The 23,493-nt window shown below is 38.3% G+C and carries 20 protein-coding genes and 1 other annotated feature; of the genes, 15 read left to right on the top strand and 5 right to left on the bottom strand.

Annotated features, from left to right (window positions below; all coding sequences use genetic code 11):
• Nucleotides 1-107 precede the first annotated feature (107 nt).
• From PYW32_RS10365 to PYW32_RS10355, 3 genes are read left to right on the top strand one after another with little or no spacing between them, the layout of a single operon-like run.
• The gene (locus PYW32_RS10365; RefSeq protein WP_016174364.1) at nt 108-938 is read left to right on the top strand and encodes a DUF72 domain-containing protein; all 831 of its coding nucleotides are present in this window, start codon (nt 108-110) and stop codon (nt 936-938) included.
• 18 nt (nt 939-956) lie between these two features.
• Nucleotides 957-1,793: an HAD-IIB family hydrolase gene (locus PYW32_RS10360; protein WP_016174365.1), complete on the top strand. Its 837-nt coding sequence runs from the start codon at nt 957-959 to the stop codon at nt 1,791-1,793.
• 9 nt (nt 1,794-1,802) lie between these two features.
• A complete protein-coding gene (locus tag PYW32_RS10355) occupies nt 1,803-2,321 on the top strand; it encodes a pyrophosphohydrolase domain-containing protein (RefSeq protein WP_016174366.1) in 519 nt (172 codons plus the stop codon).
• 19 nt (nt 2,322-2,340) lie between these two features.
• Here PYW32_RS10355 and PYW32_RS10350 read toward each other — a convergent pair whose 3' ends face one another.
• The gene (locus tag PYW32_RS10350) at nt 2,341-3,690 is read right to left on the bottom strand and encodes an aspartate kinase (RefSeq protein WP_016174367.1); all 1,350 of its coding nucleotides are present in this window, start codon (nt 3,688-3,690) and stop codon (nt 2,341-2,343) included.
• 249 nt (nt 3,691-3,939) lie between these two features.
• On the opposite strand from PYW32_RS10350, the gene PYW32_RS10345 reads away from it, so the two are divergent.
• The 10 genes from PYW32_RS10345 (at nt 3,940) to PYW32_RS10300 (ending at nt 16,311) form a co-directional block, all read left to right on the top strand.
• Nucleotides 3,940-5,661 carry a septation ring formation regulator EzrA gene (locus PYW32_RS10345; protein WP_016174368.1) on the top strand — a complete coding sequence of 574 codons (1,722 nt, stop codon included), beginning with the start codon at nt 3,940-3,942 and terminating at the stop codon, nt 5,659-5,661.
• 122 nt (nt 5,662-5,783) lie between these two features.
• Nucleotides 5,784-6,926, top strand: a complete 1,143-nt coding sequence (locus PYW32_RS10340; RefSeq protein WP_016174369.1) for a cysteine desulfurase family protein — start codon at nt 5,784-5,786, stop codon at nt 6,924-6,926.
• Nucleotides 6,927-6,937: 11 nt separating this feature from the next.
• Nucleotides 6,938-8,146 (top strand): tRNA uracil 4-sulfurtransferase ThiI, encoded by a 1,209-nt coding sequence (gene thiI / locus PYW32_RS10335; protein ID WP_016174370.1) that lies wholly within the window; start codon nt 6,938-6,940, stop codon nt 8,144-8,146.
• Nucleotides 8,147-8,227: 81 nt separating this feature from the next.
• A complete protein-coding gene (locus tag PYW32_RS10330; RefSeq protein ID WP_420828457.1) occupies nt 8,228-8,938 on the top strand; it encodes a redox-sensing transcriptional repressor Rex in 711 nt (236 codons plus the stop codon).
• A 69-nt stretch (nt 8,939-9,007) separates the two neighbouring features.
• Entirely contained in the window at nt 9,008-9,499 is a 492-nt protein-coding gene (gene tpx / locus PYW32_RS10325; RefSeq protein ID WP_016174372.1) for a thiol peroxidase, read from the top strand.
• 32 nt (nt 9,500-9,531) lie between these two features.
• Nucleotides 9,532-9,744: a binding site (T-box leader), on the top strand.
• A gap of 74 nt (nt 9,745-9,818) precedes the next feature.
• A complete protein-coding gene (locus PYW32_RS10320; protein WP_016174373.1) occupies nt 9,819-11,009 on the top strand; it encodes an aminotransferase-like domain-containing protein in 1,191 nt (396 codons plus the stop codon).
• Between the two features lie 11 nt (nt 11,010-11,020).
• A complete protein-coding gene (locus PYW32_RS10315) occupies nt 11,021-13,660 on the top strand; it encodes a valine--tRNA ligase (protein WP_016174374.1) in 2,640 nt (879 codons plus the stop codon).
• A gap of 169 nt (nt 13,661-13,829) precedes the next feature.
• On the top strand, nt 13,830-14,297 hold the full coding sequence (locus PYW32_RS10310; protein WP_016174375.1) for a GNAT family N-acetyltransferase: 468 nt from the start codon (nt 13,830-13,832) through the stop codon (nt 14,295-14,297).
• 39 nt (nt 14,298-14,336) lie between these two features.
• Nucleotides 14,337-15,656, top strand: coding sequence for a bifunctional folylpolyglutamate synthase/dihydrofolate synthase (locus tag PYW32_RS10305; RefSeq protein WP_016174376.1), 1,320 nt, complete (start codon nt 14,337-14,339; stop codon nt 15,654-15,656).
• Complete coding sequence (locus tag PYW32_RS10300) at nt 15,649-16,311, top strand: HAD family hydrolase (protein ID WP_016174377.1); 663 nt, start codon at nt 15,649-15,651, stop codon at nt 16,309-16,311. The genes PYW32_RS10305 and PYW32_RS10300 overlap by 8 nt, the downstream gene beginning before the upstream one ends.
• A 180-nt stretch (nt 16,312-16,491) precedes the next feature.
• On the opposite strand, the gene PYW32_RS10295 is transcribed toward PYW32_RS10300, so the two are convergent.
• The 4 genes from PYW32_RS10295 to PYW32_RS10280 form a co-directional block, all read right to left on the bottom strand.
• The gene (locus PYW32_RS10295; protein WP_016174378.1) at nt 16,492-16,692 is read right to left on the bottom strand and encodes a cold-shock protein; all 201 of its coding nucleotides are present in this window, start codon (nt 16,690-16,692) and stop codon (nt 16,492-16,494) included.
• Nucleotides 16,693-16,848: 156 nt separating this feature from the next.
• Nucleotides 16,849-17,535: a RadC family protein gene (gene radC / locus PYW32_RS10290; RefSeq protein WP_016174379.1), complete on the bottom strand. Its 687-nt coding sequence runs from the start codon at nt 17,533-17,535 to the stop codon at nt 16,849-16,851.
• A gap of 54 nt (nt 17,536-17,589) precedes the next feature.
• Nucleotides 17,590-19,269 (bottom strand): ribonuclease J1, encoded by a 1,680-nt coding sequence (gene rnjA, locus PYW32_RS10285; RefSeq protein WP_016174380.1) that lies wholly within the window; start codon nt 19,267-19,269, stop codon nt 17,590-17,592.
• Between the two features lies 1 nt (nt 19,270).
• Nucleotides 19,271-19,483, bottom strand: coding sequence for a DNA-directed RNA polymerase subunit epsilon (locus PYW32_RS10280; protein ID WP_016174381.1), 213 nt, complete (start codon nt 19,481-19,483; stop codon nt 19,271-19,273).
• Nucleotides 19,484-19,935: 452 nt separating this feature from the next.
• Between PYW32_RS10280 and PYW32_RS10275 the strand changes: the two genes are divergently transcribed.
• Together PYW32_RS10275 and PYW32_RS10270 are read left to right on the top strand one after the other, a co-directional pair.
• Nucleotides 19,936-21,669, top strand: coding sequence for an ABC transporter ATP-binding protein (locus PYW32_RS10275; protein ID WP_016174382.1), 1,734 nt, complete (start codon nt 19,936-19,938; stop codon nt 21,667-21,669).
• Entirely contained in the window at nt 21,666-23,423 is a 1,758-nt protein-coding gene (locus tag PYW32_RS10270) for an ABC transporter ATP-binding protein (RefSeq protein WP_016174383.1), read from the top strand. Before PYW32_RS10275 ends, PYW32_RS10270 begins: the two co-directional genes overlap by 4 nt.
• Nucleotides 23,424-23,493: the final 70 nt, after the last annotated feature.

The raw sequence follows: 23,493 nt of genomic DNA, 5'->3' as shown, positions 1-23,493 counted from the left end.
AAACCCCAAAAAAAAGAAATTAAAATCATCGAAGAAAAGCGCCGAATCTTGCGAAATACACGAATACTCTTTATAATTATTTTAACTCTCAAAAAGTAGGTGAGACGATGATTCGCATCGGTTGTACTAGTTTTAAAGAACATACATATTTAACTGGTAAAAAAGAAACGACACTTTATGAATATGCAGGATATTTTCCTTTAGTTGAAATGGATACGGGGTTTTACTTTATTCCATCACGTGCCAATATTGAAACTTGGTTGAAACAAGTGCCAGAACAATTTCGTTTTATTGTTAAAGTCCAAAAAGTATTTACGAAGCATCAAGAATTAGAAGAAGGACAAACGTTGACAGAATTAGCAGAACAATTAAAAAACAATATGGCACCAATGATTGAATCTGGACGGTTATTTTGTTTATTGGCACAATTTCCAGCTACGTTTAAATGTACGAGAGAAAATGTCGATTATTTGCGCATCTTGCGTCAATTATTTCAAGATATTCCTCTCGCTATTGAATTTCGCGATCGCAGTTGGTACGAAGAAAAGTACCTTGAAGGGACGCGTAATTTTATGAAAAACCACCGTTTCTCATTGGTCGTTGTGGATGAGCCGAAAAAATTGTCAACCACTGTGCCATTAGATGCCTATGTGACTAATGAAGACTTTACCTTTTTCCGTTTCCATGGACGCAATGATATGGGCTGGACAGCAACGGGGCCAGACGCGCAAAAAGTGCGAACCAATTATCGGTACAACGAAGAAGAATTGACTGAATTACAACGAGCGGTGGAGTCCGCAAAGAGTAAAACCAAAGAAATTGCTGTAATATTTAACAACAATGCTGGTGGCGATGCAGCAGAAAATGCGACCCAATTTAAACGTCGCTTAGGCTTAGATTATGAAGAATTAAATCCTAGCCAATTAGAATTATTTTAAGAATAGGTAGGTGAATAGATGATTAAAGCGATATTTTTTGATATTGATGGTACCTTAATTTCTACGAATGGAAAAATTTTAGCTAGTACCAAGCGCGCCATTGCGCAAGCGCAAAAAAAAGGAATTCTTTGTGGGATTTCGACAGGACGTGGACCAGAAAGCGTGGAACGAATCGTTCGTGACCTGAATTTAGATATGTTTGTAACGTATAATGGTCAACTGGTTTATACAAAAGAACAAACGATTTATGCTCGTCCGTTTGAAAAAGCGGTATTGAATGAGATTATTCTTTATGCCAATAAAAATTCGCGTCAAATGATGCTTGGTGGTCGTCACCATATGGAAGGCAGTTTGACAATGCGTATCGGTCAGTCGGGTTTTGTTCGGCGGATGATTCGTTTTGTTCCGCGTTGGTTTCCCATTCGCGGAATGAAATTAGCGTTACAGCGTTATAGTCCGAATCGTCGCTCGAATCGCTATTCCAACTTAGCTATTTTGAGCGAACCGATTTATCAATGTGTGATGTTGAGCGGAGAATATGAAGCCGAAAAATTTCAACAGGCCTTTCCTCATTGTGATTTACAACGTTCCAATCCGTATACGGTGGATATTGTGCCCAAAGGTGGTTCGAAACTACGTGGTATCCAATTTTTCTTAGCACATAAAGGAATTGACTTATCAGAAGCGATGGTATTTGGCGATCATTGGAATGATATTGAAATGATTAAAGGTGTCGGAATCGGTGTTTCCATGGGAAATGGGATGGAAGAAACCAAGCAAGCGGCTGATTTTGTGACCGCAAGTAATAACGAAGATGGGATTGAAAAAGCGTTACGCCATTTTCAGTTGATTTAGGAGGACAATATGAAACCATTTGAAATGACAGAAGAATTTCATCGTACATTTGATGCTAGACAACCAGACGTACCGACTGCTTTTAGTACAGAAGATGCTTTACATCGTGCGGGATTCAAAGCAGAAGAGTTGGTTGAATTTTTATATGCAGCAAGTGACAATCATCCACAAACATTTGCGACATTAGTAGATGGTTTGCATCAAGCTGTCGATCAGGCGAAAGCAAAAGTCTTAAAAAAAGACAAACAAGTGGAGCCTTTAGTTGATCAAGTGGATGCATTAATTGATGTTTTATATTTTACGTATGGTTCTTTTTCTCTATTAGGTGTTGATCCAGAACCAATCATGGAGATTGTGCATCAAGCGAACATGGGAAAACTCTTTCCAGATGGGCAGCCTCATTATGATCCAGTGACGAATAAAGTCTTGAAACCTGAGCATTGGGAAGCGGACTATGCGCCCGAAGCCAAAATTAAAGCCGAAATAAACCGACAATTAGCACAAAAAGAAAATCAGCGCCCTCAATAAGCAGGCGCTGATTTTTTGTTTATTCAAAGAATGTGTAATACAACGTACGAATTGCATCTTGCTCGCGATCTTTATGAATGCCGAACATAATGCTTACTTCAGAAGAACCTTGGTTAATCATGTCGATACTAATTTTCTTTCTAGCTAGGGCAGCGGCACTTTCAGCCATTGTTCCGACACGATGTTTCATTCCTTCACCAACGACGACGACCATTGATAAATCATGGGTAATGCGTAGTTCATCTGGATCGATTTCATAAGCAATTTTACGTAGCAATTCTTCTTCCAATTGAGAATTTAATTGATTGGCACGTAAGATAATCGAAATGTCATCGATTCCTGAAGGCATGTGTTCATAATTTAAGCCAAATTCTTTGAAGATTTGTAAGACACGTAATGTGAAACCAACTTCACGGTTCATTAAGTATTTACTGATATAAATCATGCTAAATCCTTCATCGCTTGCAATCCCGACAACCGGATTATCTAAATCAGACCGTTCATTGGTAATCAATGTTCCAGGATGGGCAGGATTATTGGTATTTTTAATCACGACCGGAATTTTCGCACGATAAGAAGGCATTAAAGCTTCTTCATGGAAAACGCTAAAACCAGCATACGCCAATTCGCGCATTTCGCGATACGTTAATTGTGTGATTGATTCTGGTTGATGGATGTATCCTGGATGTGCGGCAAAAATACCATCAACATCAGTAAAGTTTTCATATAAATCAACTTTTAACCCAGCGGCAACAATTGCCCCTGAAACATCAGAACCTCCACGAGAGAAGGTACAAACATCTCCATGTTCTGTATAACCAAAGAAACCAGGGATAACCAGAATTTCTTCGCTATTACGCCATTGGTAGATTGCTGTGTAAGATTTTGTCAAAATGCGGGCATTTTGCGGTTCATCAGACACAATCATACCTAATTCTTTGGGATTGACGTAACGTGCAGCTAACCCTTCTGCACGTAAAATGCCGGCAATTAATTTGGCGTTATTGTCTTCACCACTGGCTAAGACTGTATCGTAAAAATGTGGATTGTTTTCAACAGGCATATCCACTAAACTTTCTAAATCTTTGCGGATTTGTTTTAATGTTTCTTCATTAATATCAAAAGCAGTACCAATTTCTTGATAACGTTCAAAAATGGCTTGAATAACTGCATCTGTATTTTCGTCTGCAAGACGTTTTTGATATAACTCAACCAACAAGTCAGTGACTTTAATGTCTTCCGAATAACGTTTACCCGGTGCTGAAACGACGATAAACCGACGTCCAGAATCTGCTTTAATGATATTAATAACCTTTTTTAATTGTTCAGATGATGCGAGGGAACTTCCCCCAAATTTTGCTACTTTCATGGCATTACTCCTAAATTCATGTTTTATATAGATTACAGTTTCAAAGAAAAGAAATCAAGCTTTTTTGTTCTTAAAAAAAAGTTGTGATTTTTTTAAGAGTTCTTAGTGATTGCTGTTTGTCTTTATGCTATAATTCAACTTAGATGTCTTTTGGCAAAAGAAAATGGGTGGTTCTTAATATAGTTTATAAATTTTGTGAGTCATCACGAATTGGCAAAAGTGGAACTTGGGAAATTGGAGGAACCTTAAATGGGAAGTAATTTAATCATTGGAATCGTCATTGCCATCATCGTTGTCGCAGCAGGTTTGTATGGAGTCGGTTTCTACATGCGGAAAAAGAATCAAGAAAAGCTCGATCAGTTAGAAAAACGTAAAGAGTCCTTGTTCGATTTACCGATTATTGAAGAAATTGATGAAATCAAAAAAATGCATTTAGTCGGCCAAAGTCAAAATACTTTTAGAGATTGGAACCAAAAATGGGCGGATATTTCAACACGTTCATTCTCAGAATTAGAGGGTCAAATCTTTGAAGTAGAGAACTTAAACGAAACCTTCCGATTTTTTAAAGCGCAAGCGGCCGTGTCAGAAGCAGAAGCAACCATGAACATCATGGAGCAGGAAGTCAAACGCATCCGCGATGGTTTGAAAGAACTACGTGAGAGTGAAGAACGAAACTCTTTACAAGTTCAAAAAGCCTTAGATGTGTATGAAGAATTAAAACAAAAACTTCGTGAGAACGGCGAAGGATTTGGACCTGCTTACCCAGAAATTCAAAAACAAATCAAAAGCATCGAAAATGAGTTCACGCAATTTGTGACATTAAATACGTCAGGAGATCCTGTTGAGGCCCGCAAAGTACTAGCGGATGCTGAAAAACACACGTATGAAGTAGAAGATTTAATGAATCGCGTACCAGTCGTTTTTGAAGAGTTGGATAAAACATTCCCTTCTCAATTGAAGGAAATTGAAGACAGCTACAAGAAAATGATTAACGACCACTACGTTTTCCCAGAAGAAAACTTCCAAGCAGACATCCAACGTGTAGCGAGAAGAGTGGAAAATTCATTAGAAGATTTAGCCAAAGTTGAAGTAGAAGCTGTTGAAGTTGCCAATCGTACAACAGCAGAAGAAATCGACGGACTATACGATGTATTAGAACGTGAGATTGAAGCAAGAAGATATGTGATGAAGAACGCCAAAGTTCTGACAGAATATATCGAACATGCGACACGCAACAATCGTCAATTGTTGATCGAATTAGATCATACTTCTCAAAGCTATGCGCTAAACCATAATGAATTAGGTCGCGTTCGTGGTTTCCAAACAGAAATCGAGGAAATTGCTCGACGCAACGAAAATATTGCGCCAGAATTGGACAAAAACGAGATTCCTTATTCAGAACTACAACACTTCTACAAAGACGCGTTTAAGATCTTAGATGACGTTGAAGGTCAACAAGTTGAAATTGATGATGCTCTTCGTGAATTACGTAAAGGCGAGAAAATTGCACAAGATAAAATTGATACCTTCGAATTCAAATTGCGCAATTTAAAACGTTTTGTTGAAAAACAACGCTTGCCAGGGTTACCAGGAGAATACTTAGAATTCTTCTTCATGGCAACGGATCGTATTGAAGAATTATCAAAAGCGTTGAACAAAATTCGTGTGGATATGGAAGAAGTCAACAAATTGGTTGCTATCTGTGAAGAGGACTTAGAATTGCTTGATCAACGCACGCATGACTTAGTCGATGCCGCAGCATTAACGGAACAAATGATGCAATACGCAAATCGTTACCGTCATTCACATCCTGAAGTAAAAGCGTCTATCGATCGTACGTTAGAATTATTTACGAACGAATACCGTTACCAAGATGCCTTGGATGAAATCGGCACAGCTTTAGAGCGTGTTGAACCAGGTGCTTTCAAACGTATCGAAGACTTTTATTTCAACCATCGAGATTTAGTTTAATCAAAAACAGCATTTGATGAAAATCAGATGCTGTTTTTCGTTTCTAAACTTTCCAACTTGAAAGCAAAGATAGTAGCCGTTATAATAGGAAGGAATTTCAAATAGAGAGGATCATATTGAACATGATTTATTTTGATAATAGTGCAACAACTCCGATTTTTCCTCAAGCACTGGATACATATTTAAAAACAAGTCAGCGAATTATCGGCAATCCGTCAAGTCTCCATGACTTAGGGAACCAAGCCAACCGTCTGTTACAACAAGCACGCAAACAAATTGCGGACCAATTAGCTGTGTCACCCAAAGAAATCTTTTTTACTAGTGGAGGCACAGAAGGGGATAACTGGATTTTAAAAGGAACAGCGATTGAAAAAAAAGCGTTTGGCAATCATCTGATTATTTCAAGTATTGAACATCCTGCAGTCAGTGAAACAGCCGCACAATTACAAGAATTAGGGTTTGATGTCAGTGTTGCGCCGGTCACTCACGAAGGCTTTGTAGATGTGACAGCTTTAGAAAAGTTAATCCGTAAAGAAACAATTTTAGTATCGGTGATGGCGGTGAATAACGAAATTGGTTCCATTCAACCAATTCAAGAAATCAGTGCTGTTTTAGAAAAACATCCTAAGATTCATTTTCATGTTGATGCTGTCCAAGCAATTACCAAAGTAGAGCAAAGTCAGTGGCTCACACCACGCGTGGATTTTGCGACTTTTTCTGCGCATAAATTTCATGGCCCACGTGGTGTTGGGTTTATTTTTTGGCGCGCTGGACGGAAACTAGCACCGTTAATGAACGGTGGTGGACAAGAAAGCAATCACCGCAGTGGCACGGAAAATGTGCCAGCAATTGTGGCGATGGCACGAGCGTTGCGTTTAGCATTTGAGAAAAAGGCGGAAAAACCAACGCATGTGGCACGTTTAAAAAATTATTTGTTAGAAGCACTACATTCATATGATAAAGTGACCCTCTTCTCTAAAGAAGAAGAGTTTGCCCCGCATATTGTGTGTTTTGCATTAAAAGATATTCGTGGCGAAGTGTTAGTGCATGCCTTAGAAGAAAAACAGATTTATACCTCAACAACTAGTGCTTGTTCAAGTAAAAAACAGATGGCTTCAAGTACTTTACATGCAATGAATGTTCCTAGTTCATTAGCAACTTCAGCGATTCGTGTTAGCTTAGACGAAAGTAACACGATGGCGGAAGTAGAACAATTTTTAATTGTCTTTCATCAACTGTATCAAAAATTTTCGAAAATTAATTAAGGAGTTTTGACGTGAAATATACAGAAATTATGGTTCGTTATGGCGAACTTTCAACTAAAGGAAAAAATCGAAATGTCTTTATCACACGCTTGGCATCAAATGTAAAAAAAGCATTGATTGACTTTCCCCATGTGCGTGTCCATGCGTATCGCGACCGCATGCACTTGATTTTGAATGGAGAAGATAGTGATATTATCATTCCGAAATTACAAAAAGTATTTGGGATTCAAAATTTTTCACCAAGTATTCGTGTTGAAAAAGATGTAGAAATCATTAAAGCAATGGCACAAGAAATGATGCGTGAAGTGTATACTGGCAAAGAGACATTCAAAATTACTGCCAAACGTAGTGACCATGATTTTGTACAAACAAGTGGCGAATTGAATTTGACATTAGGAAATGCAATAATTGATATTTTTCCAGATATTAAAGCACAAATGAAACAACCTGATATTAATTTACGTGTTGAAATTCGTCGTGACGGTGCGTATTTATCACATGAAACGATTCAAGGAGCTGGCGGTCTACCCGTTGGAACCGGTGGAAAAGGGATGTTAATGCTATCTGGTGGAATCGATTCGCCAGTTGCGGGCTATTTTGCGATGAAGCGTGGGGTAGAAATCGAAGCCGTTCACTTTGCTAGTCCACCATATACTAGTGAACAAGCGTTACAAAAAGCCAAAGATTTAACCGCTAAATTAGCACCTTACGTCGGTAGTATTCAATTTATCGAAGTGCCATTTACAGAAATTCAAGAAGAAATTAAGCGATGTGTGCCACAAGGGTATTGGATGACAATCACTCGTCGAATGATGTTGCGTTTGACCGATGCGATTCGTGAGTTGCGTAAAGGCCTAATCATTTTAAATGGGGAATCACTGGGACAAGTGGCTTCTCAAACGTTACAAAGTATGGTTGCTATTAATGAAGTATCGAACACACCAATTATTCGCCCAGTAGCAACGATGGATAAATTAGAAATTATTGAAGTCGCTCAACAAATTGATACGTTTGAATTAGCGATTCAACCATTTGAAGACTGTTGTACAATTTTTGCACCACCACAACCAAAAACGCGTCCGCGCTTAGATAAAGTTCATCATTATGAAGAACGTTTGGATATCGAAGGGATGATGGAACGTGCTTTGGCTGGTTTGAAGATGGACGAAATTACACCTGAATCTGATCAACAAGCGGATGAATTTGCTGATTTCTTATAAAATAACCACAAGAGGCTTTTCACGAAGTCTCTTGTTTTTTTGGATATGACTCCGACTAATGCTTGCACAACAGTACGTTGCATGGTAAACTTTTTATGTGAATATATTAACAAAAAAGGAGTTGGCATAGTGAAAGAGTACAAAAATAAAAAGCTACCGCGCGCCACAGCAAAACGTCTTCCCTTGTATTTACGCAACCTAAAAATACTTGAGACAACTGGAGTTACGCGCATCAAGTCAAAAGATTTTTCAACGATTACGCAAGTTCCAGCAGCAACGATTCGCCGTGATTTTTCTTATTTAGGAGAATTAGGTCGTAGTGGTTACGGGTATGATGTGTCGTATTTGATCGACGTGTTTAGTGAAATTTTGGCAGCCGATGATGAGAAACGAATTGCTTTAGTTGGTTTTGGAAATCTAGGAAAAGCATTAGCAAATAATAACTTTCGTCGGAACGATAATCTTGAAATAACATGTGTATTTGATAACAATCCTGAGCTAATTGGTCAAACGATTGATGGTTTCCATATTTATGGCATGGATGAATTTAAAGCTGTGACAGAAAAAAATGGCGTGACAGTGGCTATTTCAACCGTGCCAAGCCAGTACGCACAAGAAGCGATTGATACCATTGTGGAAGCTGGCATTACCGCCATCTTAAATTTTGCGCCTGACCGAGTGAATGTTCCTAAACATGTCAACATGCGTTATATTGATTTAACGACTGAATTGTTAACGTTAATTTTCTTTGATAGTCATTATCAAAATCGGCCATTAGTGGCGACTTCATAGGCAGATATTTTTGTAAAAATTCGGCACTCCTTTATACTGAACTAGAAAGCTATTAAAGGAGTGGAAGAAATGAACATTACGCGTAAAGGTGAAGTACTAGAAGTACCAGGCACACAATTAAAAACTGGAGACAAAGCAGCAGATTTTTCTTTAAATGATTTAAATGACAACACATATACATTGGAAAACTTTGCTGGTAAACCAACAATTTTATCGGTTGTTCCAGATATTGATACACGTGTTTGTGCGATTCAAACGAAACGTTTTAACATCGAAGCAAGTCAAGTGGAAGAGATTAACTTTGTAACGATTTCAAACAATACAAAAGCAGAACAAGCTAGCTGGTGTGGGCAAGAAGGCGTGGACATGGTGATGTTACATGATCCTGAAAATACGTTTGGTGAAAGCTACAGTATCTTAATTCCAGAATTAAACCGTTACGCACGTGTTATTTATGTTCTTGATGAAGCAGGCGTGATTCGTTATGAAGAAATCGTTCCTGAAATGGCACAAGAACCAGATTACGAAAAAGCACTTGCTGCAGCAAAAGCATTAGTGTAAGTTGACTTTCAAAAAACTTCATTGTAGAATGAGTCCAGACGAAGAACAAGAGGAGTAACTAGCAAACTGTTTTTAGAGAGAAAATCATTGGGTGTAAGATTTTCAGCAGTACCTAGTGAAGGTAGCTTGGGAGTTTTTGATTTGAATGCAAAGTAGAATCAAACGAGTAGTGACCGTTATTTCACTTTTGAGAGGTAGAAAAATTCTACAATTTAGGTGGTACCGCGTAATTTTACGTCCTAAGATGTTTGACATCTTAGGGCGTTTTTATTTTGGAAATAGTTGACTTACCCAATCCACAGAAAAGAGAGTGAATACTATGGCATTGAAATTTGCGAAGCGAGTGGCGGATATCAAATCTTCAGAAGTCCGTGAACTATTAAAATTAACGGAACAACCCGATTTTATTTCATTTGCTGGTGGGTTACCAGCACCCGAATTATTTCCTGTAGCTGAAATCAAACGCGTCAACGAATTATTGTTAGAAACAGAAGGGCAAGCTGCTTTACAATATAGTACGACAGAAGGCTTTGAACCTCTTCGTGAATGGATTGCCAATCGGATGAATCAACGACTACAAACCAATTTTACGAAAGACAATATTTTAATTACAAGTGGCTCGCAACAAGCGATTGATTTAACCGGAAAAATTTTCTTGGATGAAGGAGATGTCGTATTCTGTGAAAGTCCAACGTATTTGGCAGCATTAAATGCTTTTCGTGCGTATGGATGTGAATTTGTTGAAGTCGCAACCGATGAACAAGGAATGGTGCTGGAAGATTTAGAGGCGAAAATCAAGCAATACCCGCAAGCTAAATTGATTTATGTGATTCCTGAATTTCAAAATCCAACGGGGTTAAGTTGGGGACTTGAACGCCGACAACAATTAGCAAAATTATCGGCGGAATACCAACTACCGGTCTTAGAAGATAATCCGTATGGTGAACTACGTTTTGAAGGTGAAACATTACCGTCTATTAAGCATTTTGATAAAGTTGGCAATGTTATCTGTACCGGAACGTTTTCAAAAATCTTCTGTCCAGGTTATCGAATTGGGTGGTTAGCAGGTGAAGAAGGTATCCTGCAGCATTATACGATTATGAAACAAGGGACGGATTTGCATAGTAACACCAAAGCGCAACGTGAAATTGCCACCTATTTGGCACAGTATGATATTGATGAACATATTACTAAAATTCGTGAATTATACCGACACCGTCGGGATACAATGCTACAAAAATTAGATGACGTGTTTCCAAAAGAAGTGCAATTTACTCGTCCAGAAGGTGGACTGTTTGTTTGGGTGACGTTACCTGAACACGTGGACGTGACACCTATCTTGCAAGATTGTTTAGCAGAAAAAGTGGCTTTTGTTAGTGGCGAAACATTTTATCCAACTAGCCAAAAACGCAACACCTTCCGCTTGAATTTTTCAAATATGCCCGAAGATAAAATTGACATTGGCCTTGAAAAAATGGGACGTGTCTTACGAAAATATCTAGAAAACTAGGAGGAACATCCATGTCAGAAAAAAACTTATCGACAAAGTATCAACCACAAGAAGTTGAAGCGGGTCGTTATGAAGAATGGTTAGAAAAAGATTTATTTAAACCCAGCGGTGATAAAACCGCTAAACCTTACTCAATTGTTATTCCACCACCAAACGTAACAGGAAAATTACATTTAGGTCATGCCTGGGATACTACTTTACAAGACATGATTATTCGTCAAAAACGGATGCAAGGATTTGATACGTTATGGTTACCAGGGATGGACCATGCCGGAATTGCGACACAAGCAAAAGTAGAAGAAAAACTACGTGAACAAGGTATTTCTCGTTATGACTTAGGTCGTGAAAAATTTGTTGAACAAGTCTGGGATTGGAAAGAAGAATACGCCGGACATATTCGCGAACAATGGGCAAAATTAGGCTTGTCACTAGATTATAGCCGTGAACGTTTTACCTTAGATAGCGGATTATCCGATGCTGTTCGTAAAGTTTTCGTAACACTTTATGAAAAAGAATTAATCTATCGCGGCGAGTACATTATTAACTGGGATCCACAAGCACGGACTGCTTTATCAGATATTGAAGTGATTCATAAAGATGTCGAAGGCGCTTTTTATCACATGTCATACCCACTAGCAGATGGTTCGGGTGTGGTTGAAATTGCAACAACTCGTCCAGAAACAATGTTAGGCGATACAGCTGTTGCGGTTCATCCAGAAGACGAACGTTACCAAGCATTGATTGGGAAAACCGTGATTTTGCCATTAATAGATAAAGAAATTCCAATTATTGCAGATGAGTATGTTGAAATGGAATTTGGAACAGGCGTGGTAAAAATTACGCCGGCGCACGATCCTAATGACTTTGAGGTCGGTAATCGTCACGATTTACCACGTGTAAATGTGATGAATGAGGATGGTTCAATGAATGAACTTGCTGGTAAATATGCTGGCATGGATCGTTTTGCTGCCCGTAAACAAATCGTAAAAGACTTAGAAGAATTAGGTCGCCTAGTAAAAATCGAAAAAATGGTGCACAGCGTAGGACATTCTGAACGGACAGGTGTGGTGGTTGAACCACGCTTATCAACGCAATGGTTTGTTAAAATGCAACCATTAGCAGAAGAAGCGATCAAGAATCAAACGACCGAAGATGCGGTTGAATTTTACCCACCACGTTTCAATCAAACATTTTTACGTTGGATGGACAATGTCCACGATTGGGTTATTTCTCGCCAATTATGGTGGGGACATCAAATTCCAGCGTGGTATCATAAAGAAACAGGCGAAATGTATGTTGGTATGGATGCACCAGCAGATACTGAAAACTGGACACAAGATGAAGATGTCTTAGATACATGGTTTAGTTCTGCGTTATGGCCGTTTTCAACAATGGGCTGGCCAAATGAAGACGCAGCCGACTTCAAGCGTTATTTCCCAACCAATACGTTAGTGACTGGTTACGATATTATTTTCTTCTGGGTTAGTCGTATGATTTTCCAAAGTTTAGAATTTACAGATCGTCGTCCATTCAGCAATGTTTTGATTCATGGATTAATTCGTGCAGAAGATGGTCGTAAAATGAGTAAGTCACTAGGAAACGGGATTGACCCGATGGAAGTGATTGACCAATACGGAGCAGATGCATTGCGTTGGTTCTTATCAAATGGTTCTGCACCAGGGCAAGACATGCGTTTTAGTTATGAGAAAATGGATGCAGCATGGAACTTCATTAATAAGATTTGGAATGCGTCACGTTTTGTGTTAATGAACGTGGAAGGCATGACCGTAAAAGATATTGACTTCTCTGGTGAAAAATCAGTAGCGGATCGTTGGATTTTAACACGCTTAAATGAAACCATTGAAAAAGTTACTGATTTATTTGATCGTTTTGAATTTGGTGAAGCCGGTCGTCAATTATACAACTTTATTTGGGATGATTTCTGTGACTGGTATATCGAAATGAGTAAAGAGACGTTGTACAGTGACAATGAAGCAGCGAAACAAGTGAATAAGAGTGTCTTAGTGTATACATTAGACCAAATCTTACGCTTGTTACATCCAATTATGCCATTTGTAACAGAAGAAATTTGGAATCAAATACCACATGAGGGTGATTCATTAGTCGTTGCCGCATATCCAGTTGTTCGTCCAGAATTAACCGATGATACAGCAGCGAAAGGGATGGAAGTGCTAAAAGAATTGATTCGTTCTGTCCGTAACATCCGTTCAGAAGTGAATACACCATTATCGAAACCAATCACGTTGCTCATTCAAACAAGTGATGAAGCGGTGGACACTTTCTTAAAAGCCAATCAAAATTATATTGATCGTTTCTGTAATCCAGAAGAATTGACGATTGCGAGTGATTTAGAAGCACCCGAATTGGCGATGTCAGCAGTCTTAACGGGAGCAACGATTTACTTGCCATTGGCTGGATTAATTAACATCGACGAAGAAATTGCTCGTTTAGAAAAAGAATTGGACAAATGGAACAAAGAAGTCAAACGTGTACAAGGAAAATTAGCGAATGAACGTTTTGTCGCGAATGCACCAGAAGAAGTAGTCGTGCAAGAACGTGAAAAAGAAGCTGATTATTTAGAAAAACAAAAAGCAGTGGAAGAGCGTATTGCTCAATTGCGTACAGTGTAAGTAAAAAGCTACTGTGATATAAACGTTTAAGAAAATAGCCGAACGATAAGAAATTGCTCCTGCGATCCAGTAGGTCCTCGTCGTAAATGCACGAGAAGCACTATCGTTCGGCTATTTTTGTCTAGTTTTTACGTATGTCACAGGCACTTTTATAATAAGGAGTGGTTTGATGGAGTTTCGCTTTGCAGAAAGAAAAGATGTTGGATTGGTTTTACATTTTATCAAGGAATTGGCAGCTTATGAAAATTTATTAGCAGAGGTGGTTGCCACCGAAGCTGATTTAGAAAAGTCACTATTCGATCAAAAAAGGGCAGAAGTATTGTTTGCGGTAGTCGATGGTAAAGAAGTCGGATTTGCTTTGTTTTTTCATAATTACTCGACTTTTTTAGGGAAAGCAGGATTATATTTAGAAGATTTGTACGTTACACCTGATGTTCGTGGACAAGGGATTGGGAAGCAACTGTTGAAAAAATTAGCACAAATTGCTGTAGAACGTGATTGTGGACGGTTGGAATGGTGGTGCTTGGATTGGAATCAAACGAGCATTGATTTTTATTTATCGTTATCTGCTGAACCAATGAGCGATTGGACGACCTATCGTGTAACGGGTGAGAACTTAAAGAAATTGGCAGAATAAGGGAGTTATTTGTTATAATACGCATAGAGGTGAAGCAGTGTGAGAACAGTAGAAGAAGCAATTGAGTGGATTCATAGTCGATTACCATTTGGTTCACGACCAGGGTTAGATCGCGTGGAAGCACTTCTAGCATTATTAGATCATCCAGAAAAGAAAGTTCCCGTCATCCATGTCGCTGGAACCAATGGCAAAGGCTCCACAGTTAGTTATTTGCGTGCTATGATTCAAGAAACAGGGCTAACAGTTGGGTCGTTTACGTCCCCTTATATTGAAAGTTTTAATGAACGCATCGCTAAAAATGGTGTAGCAATTCCAGATGATGAATTGATTGCACTGGTCGCAAAAATTAAACCACTGGTGGAGCAATTAGATCAAGTAGAAGCTGTATCAGGTATTACAGAATTTGAAGTCTTAACAGTAATGGCGTTTGAGTATTATGTGCAACAAGAGGTGGACATTGCGATTATTGAAGTCGGTTTAGGTGGTTTATTGGATAGTACCAATGTCGTGTCGCCAATGTTAACTGCTATTACAACGATTGGCATGGATCATACCGATATTTTAGGAGAAACTTTGTCCGAAATAGCGACACAAAAAGCCGGGATTATTAAAACCGGGATTCCTGTTGTTACAGGAAATATTCAACCAGAAGCACTTGCGGTTATCGAAAAAATTGCTTCTGAAAAACAAGCACAAGTCTACCATTTTAAACAAGAATATCAAGTCGAATATCGTCATCCGGATTCACAATGGGGTGAAGTGTTTGATTTTTACAACGAACAGGGGAAATTAACAGAATTGAAAACCCCATTGTTAGGGAAACACCAAATAGAAAATGCGAGTTTAGCGATTGAACTATTTTATTTGTATTGCCAACAAATCAACTTGCCAATCAAAGAAAAATATATTCGTGAAGGGTTGAAAAAGACTTTTTGGCCAGCGCGAATGGAGCGCATTAGTGAACAACCGCTCGTCATTTTAGATGGGGCACATAATGAACATGCGATGAAGCGTTTAATTGAAAATATGCAACAAGAATTTAGCGACTATAAAATCCATGTGTTGTTTTCAGCGTTAGAAACGAAAGAAATTAAAGACATGCTGCATCAATTATTGGCGTTGCCTAATGCAGATATCTACATTACAACCTTTGATTATCCGAAAGCATTGCGCTTAGAAAAAAATTACCAACGAATCGATGAAAAACGTCTGCAAGTAGCGTCGTTATGGCAATTTGGGCTAGCAGACATTTTAGAAAAAGCGGACAGTGATTCCTTAGTTTTAGTTACTGGTTCCCTTTATTTTGTTTCGCAAGTACGTCAACTACTACAAGAAATTCAAGGAGGAAAAAATGCGTAATTTACAAGGTGTTATTTTTGATATGGACGGACTGATTTTCGATACCGAGAAGTTGTATTATCGAGCAACCAAAGAAATTGCTGACGAATTTGCGATTGCTTACGATATGGACATTTATAAACGCTATATTGGCGTGGGCGATGATGAAGTATGGGCGGCTTATCACGAAATGTATGATGACTTACATGGAGAAGAAGTAATTGCCGACTTTATTGAGCGTTCGTTTAATCGCACCATTGAATTATTTGAAGCCGGCGTGGCAGATTTAAAACCGGGGTTAGCTGAAATATTAGCTTATTTGGACGAAAAGCAAATTCCACGCATTATAGCTTCCAGTAACCAACGTCGAATTATCGATATCTTGTTGGAAAAAAATGAGCTACAAGAGACGTTTGCTCATATTGTGTCTTTTGAAGATGTGGCGCGTGCCAAACCCGATCCAGAAATTTTTGAGAAAGCCCATCAATTCTTTGATGTACCTAAAGAAAATTTACTCATTTTAGAAGATTCAAAAAACGGAATTTTAGCTGCTCACGATGCTGGAATTGACGTGATTATGATTCCAGATTTATTAGAACCGACGTCTGATTTAATTGATAAGTCACTTGCAGTGTTACCTACACTTGCGGACGTTCCGGGATTTTTGGAGAAATAAAAAAATACGTCAACGTTATGAAGAGGCACGGAGAATGACGGAAGAATTAGCAGTCAAAGATTATTATAAAACAACCAATAAGTGACACACAGAAAATCAATTTAGAATTTTCTAAGATTTTTATGATTAAAGCAATAAAATAAAAAGAAGCGAGGCAATTTGCCTCGCTTCTTTGCTTGTTTATGCTTTAACAACGTTAGTAGCTTGTGGGCCACGATCTGATTCTTCTACATCAAAAGTTACAGCTTGACCTTCTTCTAAAGTCTTGAAGCCGTCACCTTGAATTGCTGAAAAGTGTACGAATACGTCACTTCCGTCTTCACGAGTGATAAAACCAAACCCTTTTTCTGCGTTAAACCATTTTACTGTTCCTTGTTCCATTTCTAGTAACCTCCTCGTGCATAAGCACTCTTAAATAAATAATTGTAACATTGCTCGTGTACGATAGAGGTGTAACAATTTGTTTCAACTTCTATTCCCAAACAAGATTACAAATTTATTCTACACTTGCAGTTATTTTTTTGCAAGCGTTGTTCTTTAATTTTCATCCCAAAAACCATCTTCACGCAAACTGACATAACTTTCGTTTCCGATAATGAGATGATCGAGTAATTCGATGCCCATCAATTCGCCGCATTGTTTGAGTCGTTTTGTAAAGAGTCGATCGTTGACAGAGGGTTGTGGCGCTCCGCTGGGATGATTATGCGCGCAGATAATTCTTGCTGCACTACAACGGACTGCTTCACGGTAAATTTCTCGTGGATGAGCAATACTTTGATTCAACGAACCAATAAATAATGTTTTTCGATGTGTTATTTCATTTTTCGTATTCAAATACAAACACACTAGATGTTCTTGATGATAATCTTTAAATTCGTCAATTAATTGTTGTGCTAAGCCATAACTCGATTGGACCTTACCATATTTCGGTTGTCTTGTCTGATGGATACGACTACCCAATTCCATCATTGCTTTTAATTCAATCGCGCGAATCTGTCCCACACCACGAATTTGTTGTAATTCATTCAGACTTGCTGATTTTAATTCATACAGATTAGGGAACGCAGCTAAAATTAAGCCCGCTAATTCTAAGACATTATACGGTTTAGATCCCGTCCGTAACAAAATAGCTAGTAATTCTTGATCCGATAATGCTTTTTCACCAAATTCCAACAAGCGCTCGCGTGGACGTGAGCTTTTGGGAACTGTTATTTGTTTTTCCATAAAAAAAACTCCTTTGCCTACTATCATTGATAAATACGCAAAGGAGTGCTTCTTTTATTCTTCGTCTAATGTCATAATCATCGATAAAATCATTGGATGACGTTCTGTTTTTTCAAATAAGAAAGGTTGTAAGGCTACAGACATCGCTTCACGCAATTTGTATTCGTTGCAATCTGGTTGGCTTAAAGCTTCACGCAAGGCATGGAATAAAATAGTTTGCCCTTCGCTAATCATTTCGCCGGATTCACGCATATAGACAAAACCGCGAGATAAAATATCTGGACCTGCTAAAATTTCTTTTTTCTCAATATCAACAGTAGCAACAGCTAAAACCAAACCTTCTTCTGAAAGGATACGGCGATCGCGTAAGACCACATTGCCAATATCACCAATCCCACTACCATCAACATAAACGTCACCCGCATTAAAGTGACCGGCAAGACGGGCAGTGTCTGGTGTTAAAGCTAACATATCCCCATTTTCCATGATAAAACAATTTTCTTTTGGTACACCAGTATCTTGGGCTAATTGCGTATGGATTTTTAACATACGGAATTCACCATGAACCGGCATAAAATATTTTGGTTTCATTAAACGTAACATTAATTTTTGCTCTTCTTGACCACCGTGACCAGAAGTGTGGATGTTGTTTAATTTTCCGTGAATAACTTTTGCACCAGCTTCTAATAATAAATTGATTAGATGGTTGACGCTAGTTGTATTTCCTGGAATAGGAGAGCTTGAAAAAATCACTGTATCATCCGGATGTACGTGGATTTGACGGTGAGTTCCATTGGCGATCCGACTTAACGCTGCCATTGGTTCGCCTTGTGAACCTGTACATAAAATCATGGTTTCGTTTGCAGGCAAGCGATTGATTTCACTTGCATCAACAAAAGTTCCTTTAGGTACATTGATATAACCTAATTTTTGGCCGTTGACAATCGCATTTTCCATACTGCGACCAAAAACTGCAATCTTTCGACCTGTCGCAACTGCCGCATCCGCTGCTTGTTGCAAACGGAAGATATTGGAAGCGAAACTGGCAAAAATAATACGTCCTTCGATTTTTTCAAAAATCTTGATAATAGAAGAACCAATTGTTTTTTCAGACTTAGTAAACGTTGGGATTTCGGCATTGGTACTATCAGATAGTAAACACAAAACACCTTCTTCACCAATTTTAGCCATTTTATGCAAGTTGGCTGGTTCGCCAACAGGTGTAAAATCAAATTTAAAGTCACCTGTCGCAACGATATTGCCACAAGGTGTTTTGACAACTACGCCCAGCGCATCGGGAATACTATGTGTTGTACGGAAGAAACTCACTGAAGTTTTTCTAAAACGGATGACCGTATCTTCATGAATTTCGTGTAAAACAGCATCACGTAGTAAACCATGTTCGTCTAGCTTGTTGGTAATTAATGCCAACGCTAACGGACCTGCGTAAATAGGAATATTTGCTTGTCTTAATAGGTAAGGGATACCACCAATATGATCTTCATGACCATGAGTGACGATTAACCCTTTGACTTTTTGCAAGTTTTGGACGATATAGCTGTAATCAGAAATCACGTAGTCAATACCAAGGAGCTCATCTTCTGGGAATTTGATTCCCGCATCGATCAAGATAATCTCGTCTTGAAATTGCACCCCATAACAGTTTTTTCCGATTTCTCCTAATCCGCCAATACCGAAAACGCCGGTCTCGTTGTTTTTAAGAGATACTTTCATCTTAAAACTCCGTTAGTTGGAAATCAGCATTCTCTTTTTCATATTCTAAATGATTTCCGTCTAATTCATAGACAAGTTCGATATTATATGGGGTATTTTCTTCCACTACTTGACGTGCATCAACCGCACTGTCTGCTTCGATGTATAACACGTGTGTTTGTTCTCTTTTTGGGTTGCGTTCTTTTGTTTCTTGATAAAAAACTTTATAAATCATGTGTTTATCTCCTTTATCTGCCTCACGCAGTTTGTTAATATTTTGACGCTTGAATTCTTACGCGCAACAAACTTGCAGTCTCCTTAACTGAAGACCTGCACGCAAAAGAAACTCTTTTGATTTAGATGCTTTTTTCAGACATAATGTGAGAAAAAAAGAGAAAGCCTCGTCTTTGCTTTCCGAATGTATAACGTAAAAATTCAACCGAGTCTATCGTTGGTACGATCTTTTCTCCTAGTTTATCACACAAATTCGAATAAGTATAGAAAGTAAGCGAGTTGAAAATGATGGTAAAATGAATTGTTTGGTAAGTTTTTGATAGGAAAAACATTGAAAATTAAAGGACGATGAAAATGACTTGGCTATTTACTGAAAGTTATGTCGTCAAAGTTTTTTAAAAAAATAGAGTGTGCTATATTTAAAGTAATTGTACATTTAAGGAGGGAATTATTTTGAAGTTAATGTTTCGTTACACGATGAAAAATAAAAAATGGCTTATTTTGAATTTCATCTGTGTTTTTGGCTTTATTTTAATCGAGTTAGGGTTACCCACGCTGTTAGCAAGAATGATTGACGTCGGGATTGCCAATAACGATGCGGCTTATGTGAAAAACATGGGGCTTGCGATGATTGGGATTGTCGTTGTCGGAATTATTATGAATATCTTGCTTGGTTATTTTACGACACGTATCACGACGAACATGACGGCGGATATTCGAGATGATTTGTTTGAAAAAATTCAAGGGTATTCACACAATGAATACGAACAAATTGGCGTATCTTCATTGATTACACGTGTCACAAATGATGCCTATCAAATCATGTTGTTTATGCAAAACATCTTACGAATTGGCTTTATGACGCCGATGATGTTTGGGATGAGTTTGTATATGGTATTACGTACAAGCCGTAGTTTGGGATGGTATGTGTTAGGTGCATTGCCGTTTCTGTTGATTGGCGTGGTATTGATTGCTCGAATTTCTGAACCACTATCCACCAAACAACAAAAAAATCTTGATCGTATCAATGGTATCTTACGTGAAAACTTATCAGGGTTACGCGTTGTTCGTGCATTTGTAAATGAAAAATTTGAAGAAAAACGTTTTGACAAAGTCAATGATGCCTATACGTCTAGCTCAAAAAGCCTCTTTCGTTTAATGGCAGTCGCACAACCTGCCTTTTTCTTCTTGTTTAACATTGTTATGGTGTTAATTATTTGGAGCGGTAGTTTACAAATTGATGCTGGACAGTTGCAAGTCGGGGATTTAATTGCATTTATTGAATATATTTTCCATGCATTGTTCTCATTTATGTTATTTGCGACAGTTTTCATGATGTATCCACGTGCCGCTGTTTCAGCGAATCGTATTCAAGAAGCCTTTGATATTGAACCGATTATCAAAGAAAAAGCCGATGGCGTGACAGAAACGCCGACAAAAGGCTATATCGAATTTAAAAATGTGACATTTGCGTATCCAGGACCTTCACAGACACCTGTGATTCGTAACATTAATTTCACTGCCAAACCAGGAGAAACCGTAGCTTTTATCGGAAGTACTGGTAGTGGAAAATCAACGTTAATTCAATTGATTCCACGTTTTTACGATGTGAGTCAAGGGCAAGTATTAATTGATGGTGTAGATGTTCGTGAGTACAATTTAGCAGCTTTACGTCAAAAAGTAGGTTTTATTCCACAAAAAGCGTTGCTCTTTTCTGGAACAATTGCCGATAATTTACGTTATGGGAAAGCTGATGCGACGATTGAAGACATGGATCGTGCAGTCGAAATTGCGCAAGCGACAGAATTTATTTCTCGTTTATCAGAAGGATACGATACACCGATTTCAGAAGGTGGTTCTAACTTCTCGGGTGGACAAAAGCAACGGTTAGCAATTGCTCGTGCGATTATCCGTCGTCCAGAAATTTTTATTTTTGATGATAGTTTTTCAGCGTTAGACTATGCAACAGATGCGAAATTACGAGAACGTCTACGAAAAGAAACAACCGAATCAACGACATTAATTGTTGCGCAACGTGTCGGAACAATTATGCATGCCGATAAAATCATCGTCTTAAATGAAGGAGATGTTGTTGGCATGGGGACACATAAAGAGTTGTTAGAGAACTGCTCTATTTATTATGATATTGCAGCCTCACAACTATCAGAGGAGGAATTAGCCAAATGAAATCTTTTGCTTCCTTGAAACGTTTAGGTCACTATATAAAACCGTATAAAATTGGGTTTATTCTTGTTTTGTTTTTTACAGTTGCGACAGTTGGTTTTAATGCAGCGATGCCTTATGTAACTGGTTTACCGATGACTGAAATTGCGCGAAATGTGGCGAATGGCGAATCGTTGAATTTTGATTATATTTGGAAGACATTGATTTGGCTGATTTTAGTTGGTGTAGGTTATACAATTTCTCAATTATTAGCAGGCCTATTAATTACTAATGTCGTGCAATCTGCAATGAAAGATTTACGTCGTGATATCGATGAAAAAATCAATCGTTTGCCCGTTTCTTATTTTGATACGCACCAACAAGGAAATGTCCTATCTCGTGTGACCAATGATGTGGATGTTGTCAGTGGTGCTATGCAACAAGCTTTAATCGGGATGGTTAATGCCGTTTTAAGTATCATTATGGCTGTGATTATGATGTTTTACATCAATACGTATATGGCATTGCTTGCGATTATCATGATTCCAGCCTCGCTATTGATTTCACGTTATATCGTGACTAAGTCGCAAAATTATTTCAATAGTATGCAAAATGCATTAGGAAATATGAACGGCTATGTACAAGAAAATATGACCGGTTTTAGCGTTTTAAAAGTATATGGTCGAGAGAAAGAAACATTAGAAGGTTTCAAAAAAGTCAATCATGAATTGAAAAGATACGGATTTAAAGCTTCCTTTATTTCTGGTTTAATGATGCCTTTAGTGCAATTAACTGCCTATTTAGCCTATATTGTGATTGCTGTCTTAGGAAGTTTTTATGTAATGGGTGGCGTCATTGTTGTGGGTCAATTACAAGCGTTTATCCAATATATTTGGCAAATTAGCCAACCAATGGGGAACATTACGCAGTTGTCAGCCTTGTTACAAAGTGCGTCTGCTGCTTCAACGCGTGTTTTTGAAATTTTAGATGAACCAGAAGAACCAATCAATACTACCGATATTCCTTTACCTGAAACCATTGAAGGGAACGTGACCTTTGAACACGTGAGCTTTGCGTATACACCGAAGAAACCATTAATTGAAGATTTGAATTTTTCGGTTAAAGCCGGACAAACAGTCGCAGTCGTTGGGCCAACAGGTGCAGGGAAAACGACATTGATTAATCTTTTGATGCGTTTTTATGATGTGAATGCCGGTGCAATTAAAATCGATGGAATTGATACGAAAAAAATGTCTCGGAGCGATGTCCGTTCTTTATTCGGAATGGTCTTGCAAGATGCTTGGTTGTATGAAGGAACAATCGCAGATAATATCCGTTTTGGGAAATTAGATGCGACAGATTATGAAGTGGTCGATGCAGCAAAAACGGCAAACGTGGATCACTTTATTCGTACGATGCCAGAAGGTTACGACATGGTCATCAATGCAGAAGGAGACAATATTTCATTAGGTCAAAAACAATTAATGACGATTGCTCGCGCAGTGATTTCTGATCCGAAAATTTTAATTTTAGACGAAGCAACCAGTTCGGTGGATACACGTTTAGAAGCGTTAATTCAAAAAGCGATGGATAAAGTCATGGAGGGGCGGACAAGTTTTGTGATTGCCCACCGTTTATCAACCATTCGTGATGCAGATTTGATTTTAGTGATGGACCAAGGTTCAATTATTGAACAAGGAAATCATGAAACATTATTAGCCAAAGGTGGATTTTATGCAAATCTGTACAATAGTCAATTTTCAGAAGAAGCCGAATAACAAAAAAGCTTAGTGTCCTAGTGCACTAAGCTTTTTGTTTGCAAAGAATTCACGAAAGGGAGTTTCTTTT

Origin of the sequence: Enterococcus saccharolyticus subsp. saccharolyticus, assembly GCF_029023825.1 — a bacterium.
Taxonomy (GTDB): domain Bacteria; phylum Bacillota; class Bacilli; order Lactobacillales; family Enterococcaceae; genus Enterococcus_F; species Enterococcus_F saccharolyticus.
This window is presented reverse-complemented; position numbering and strand designations above follow the sequence as displayed.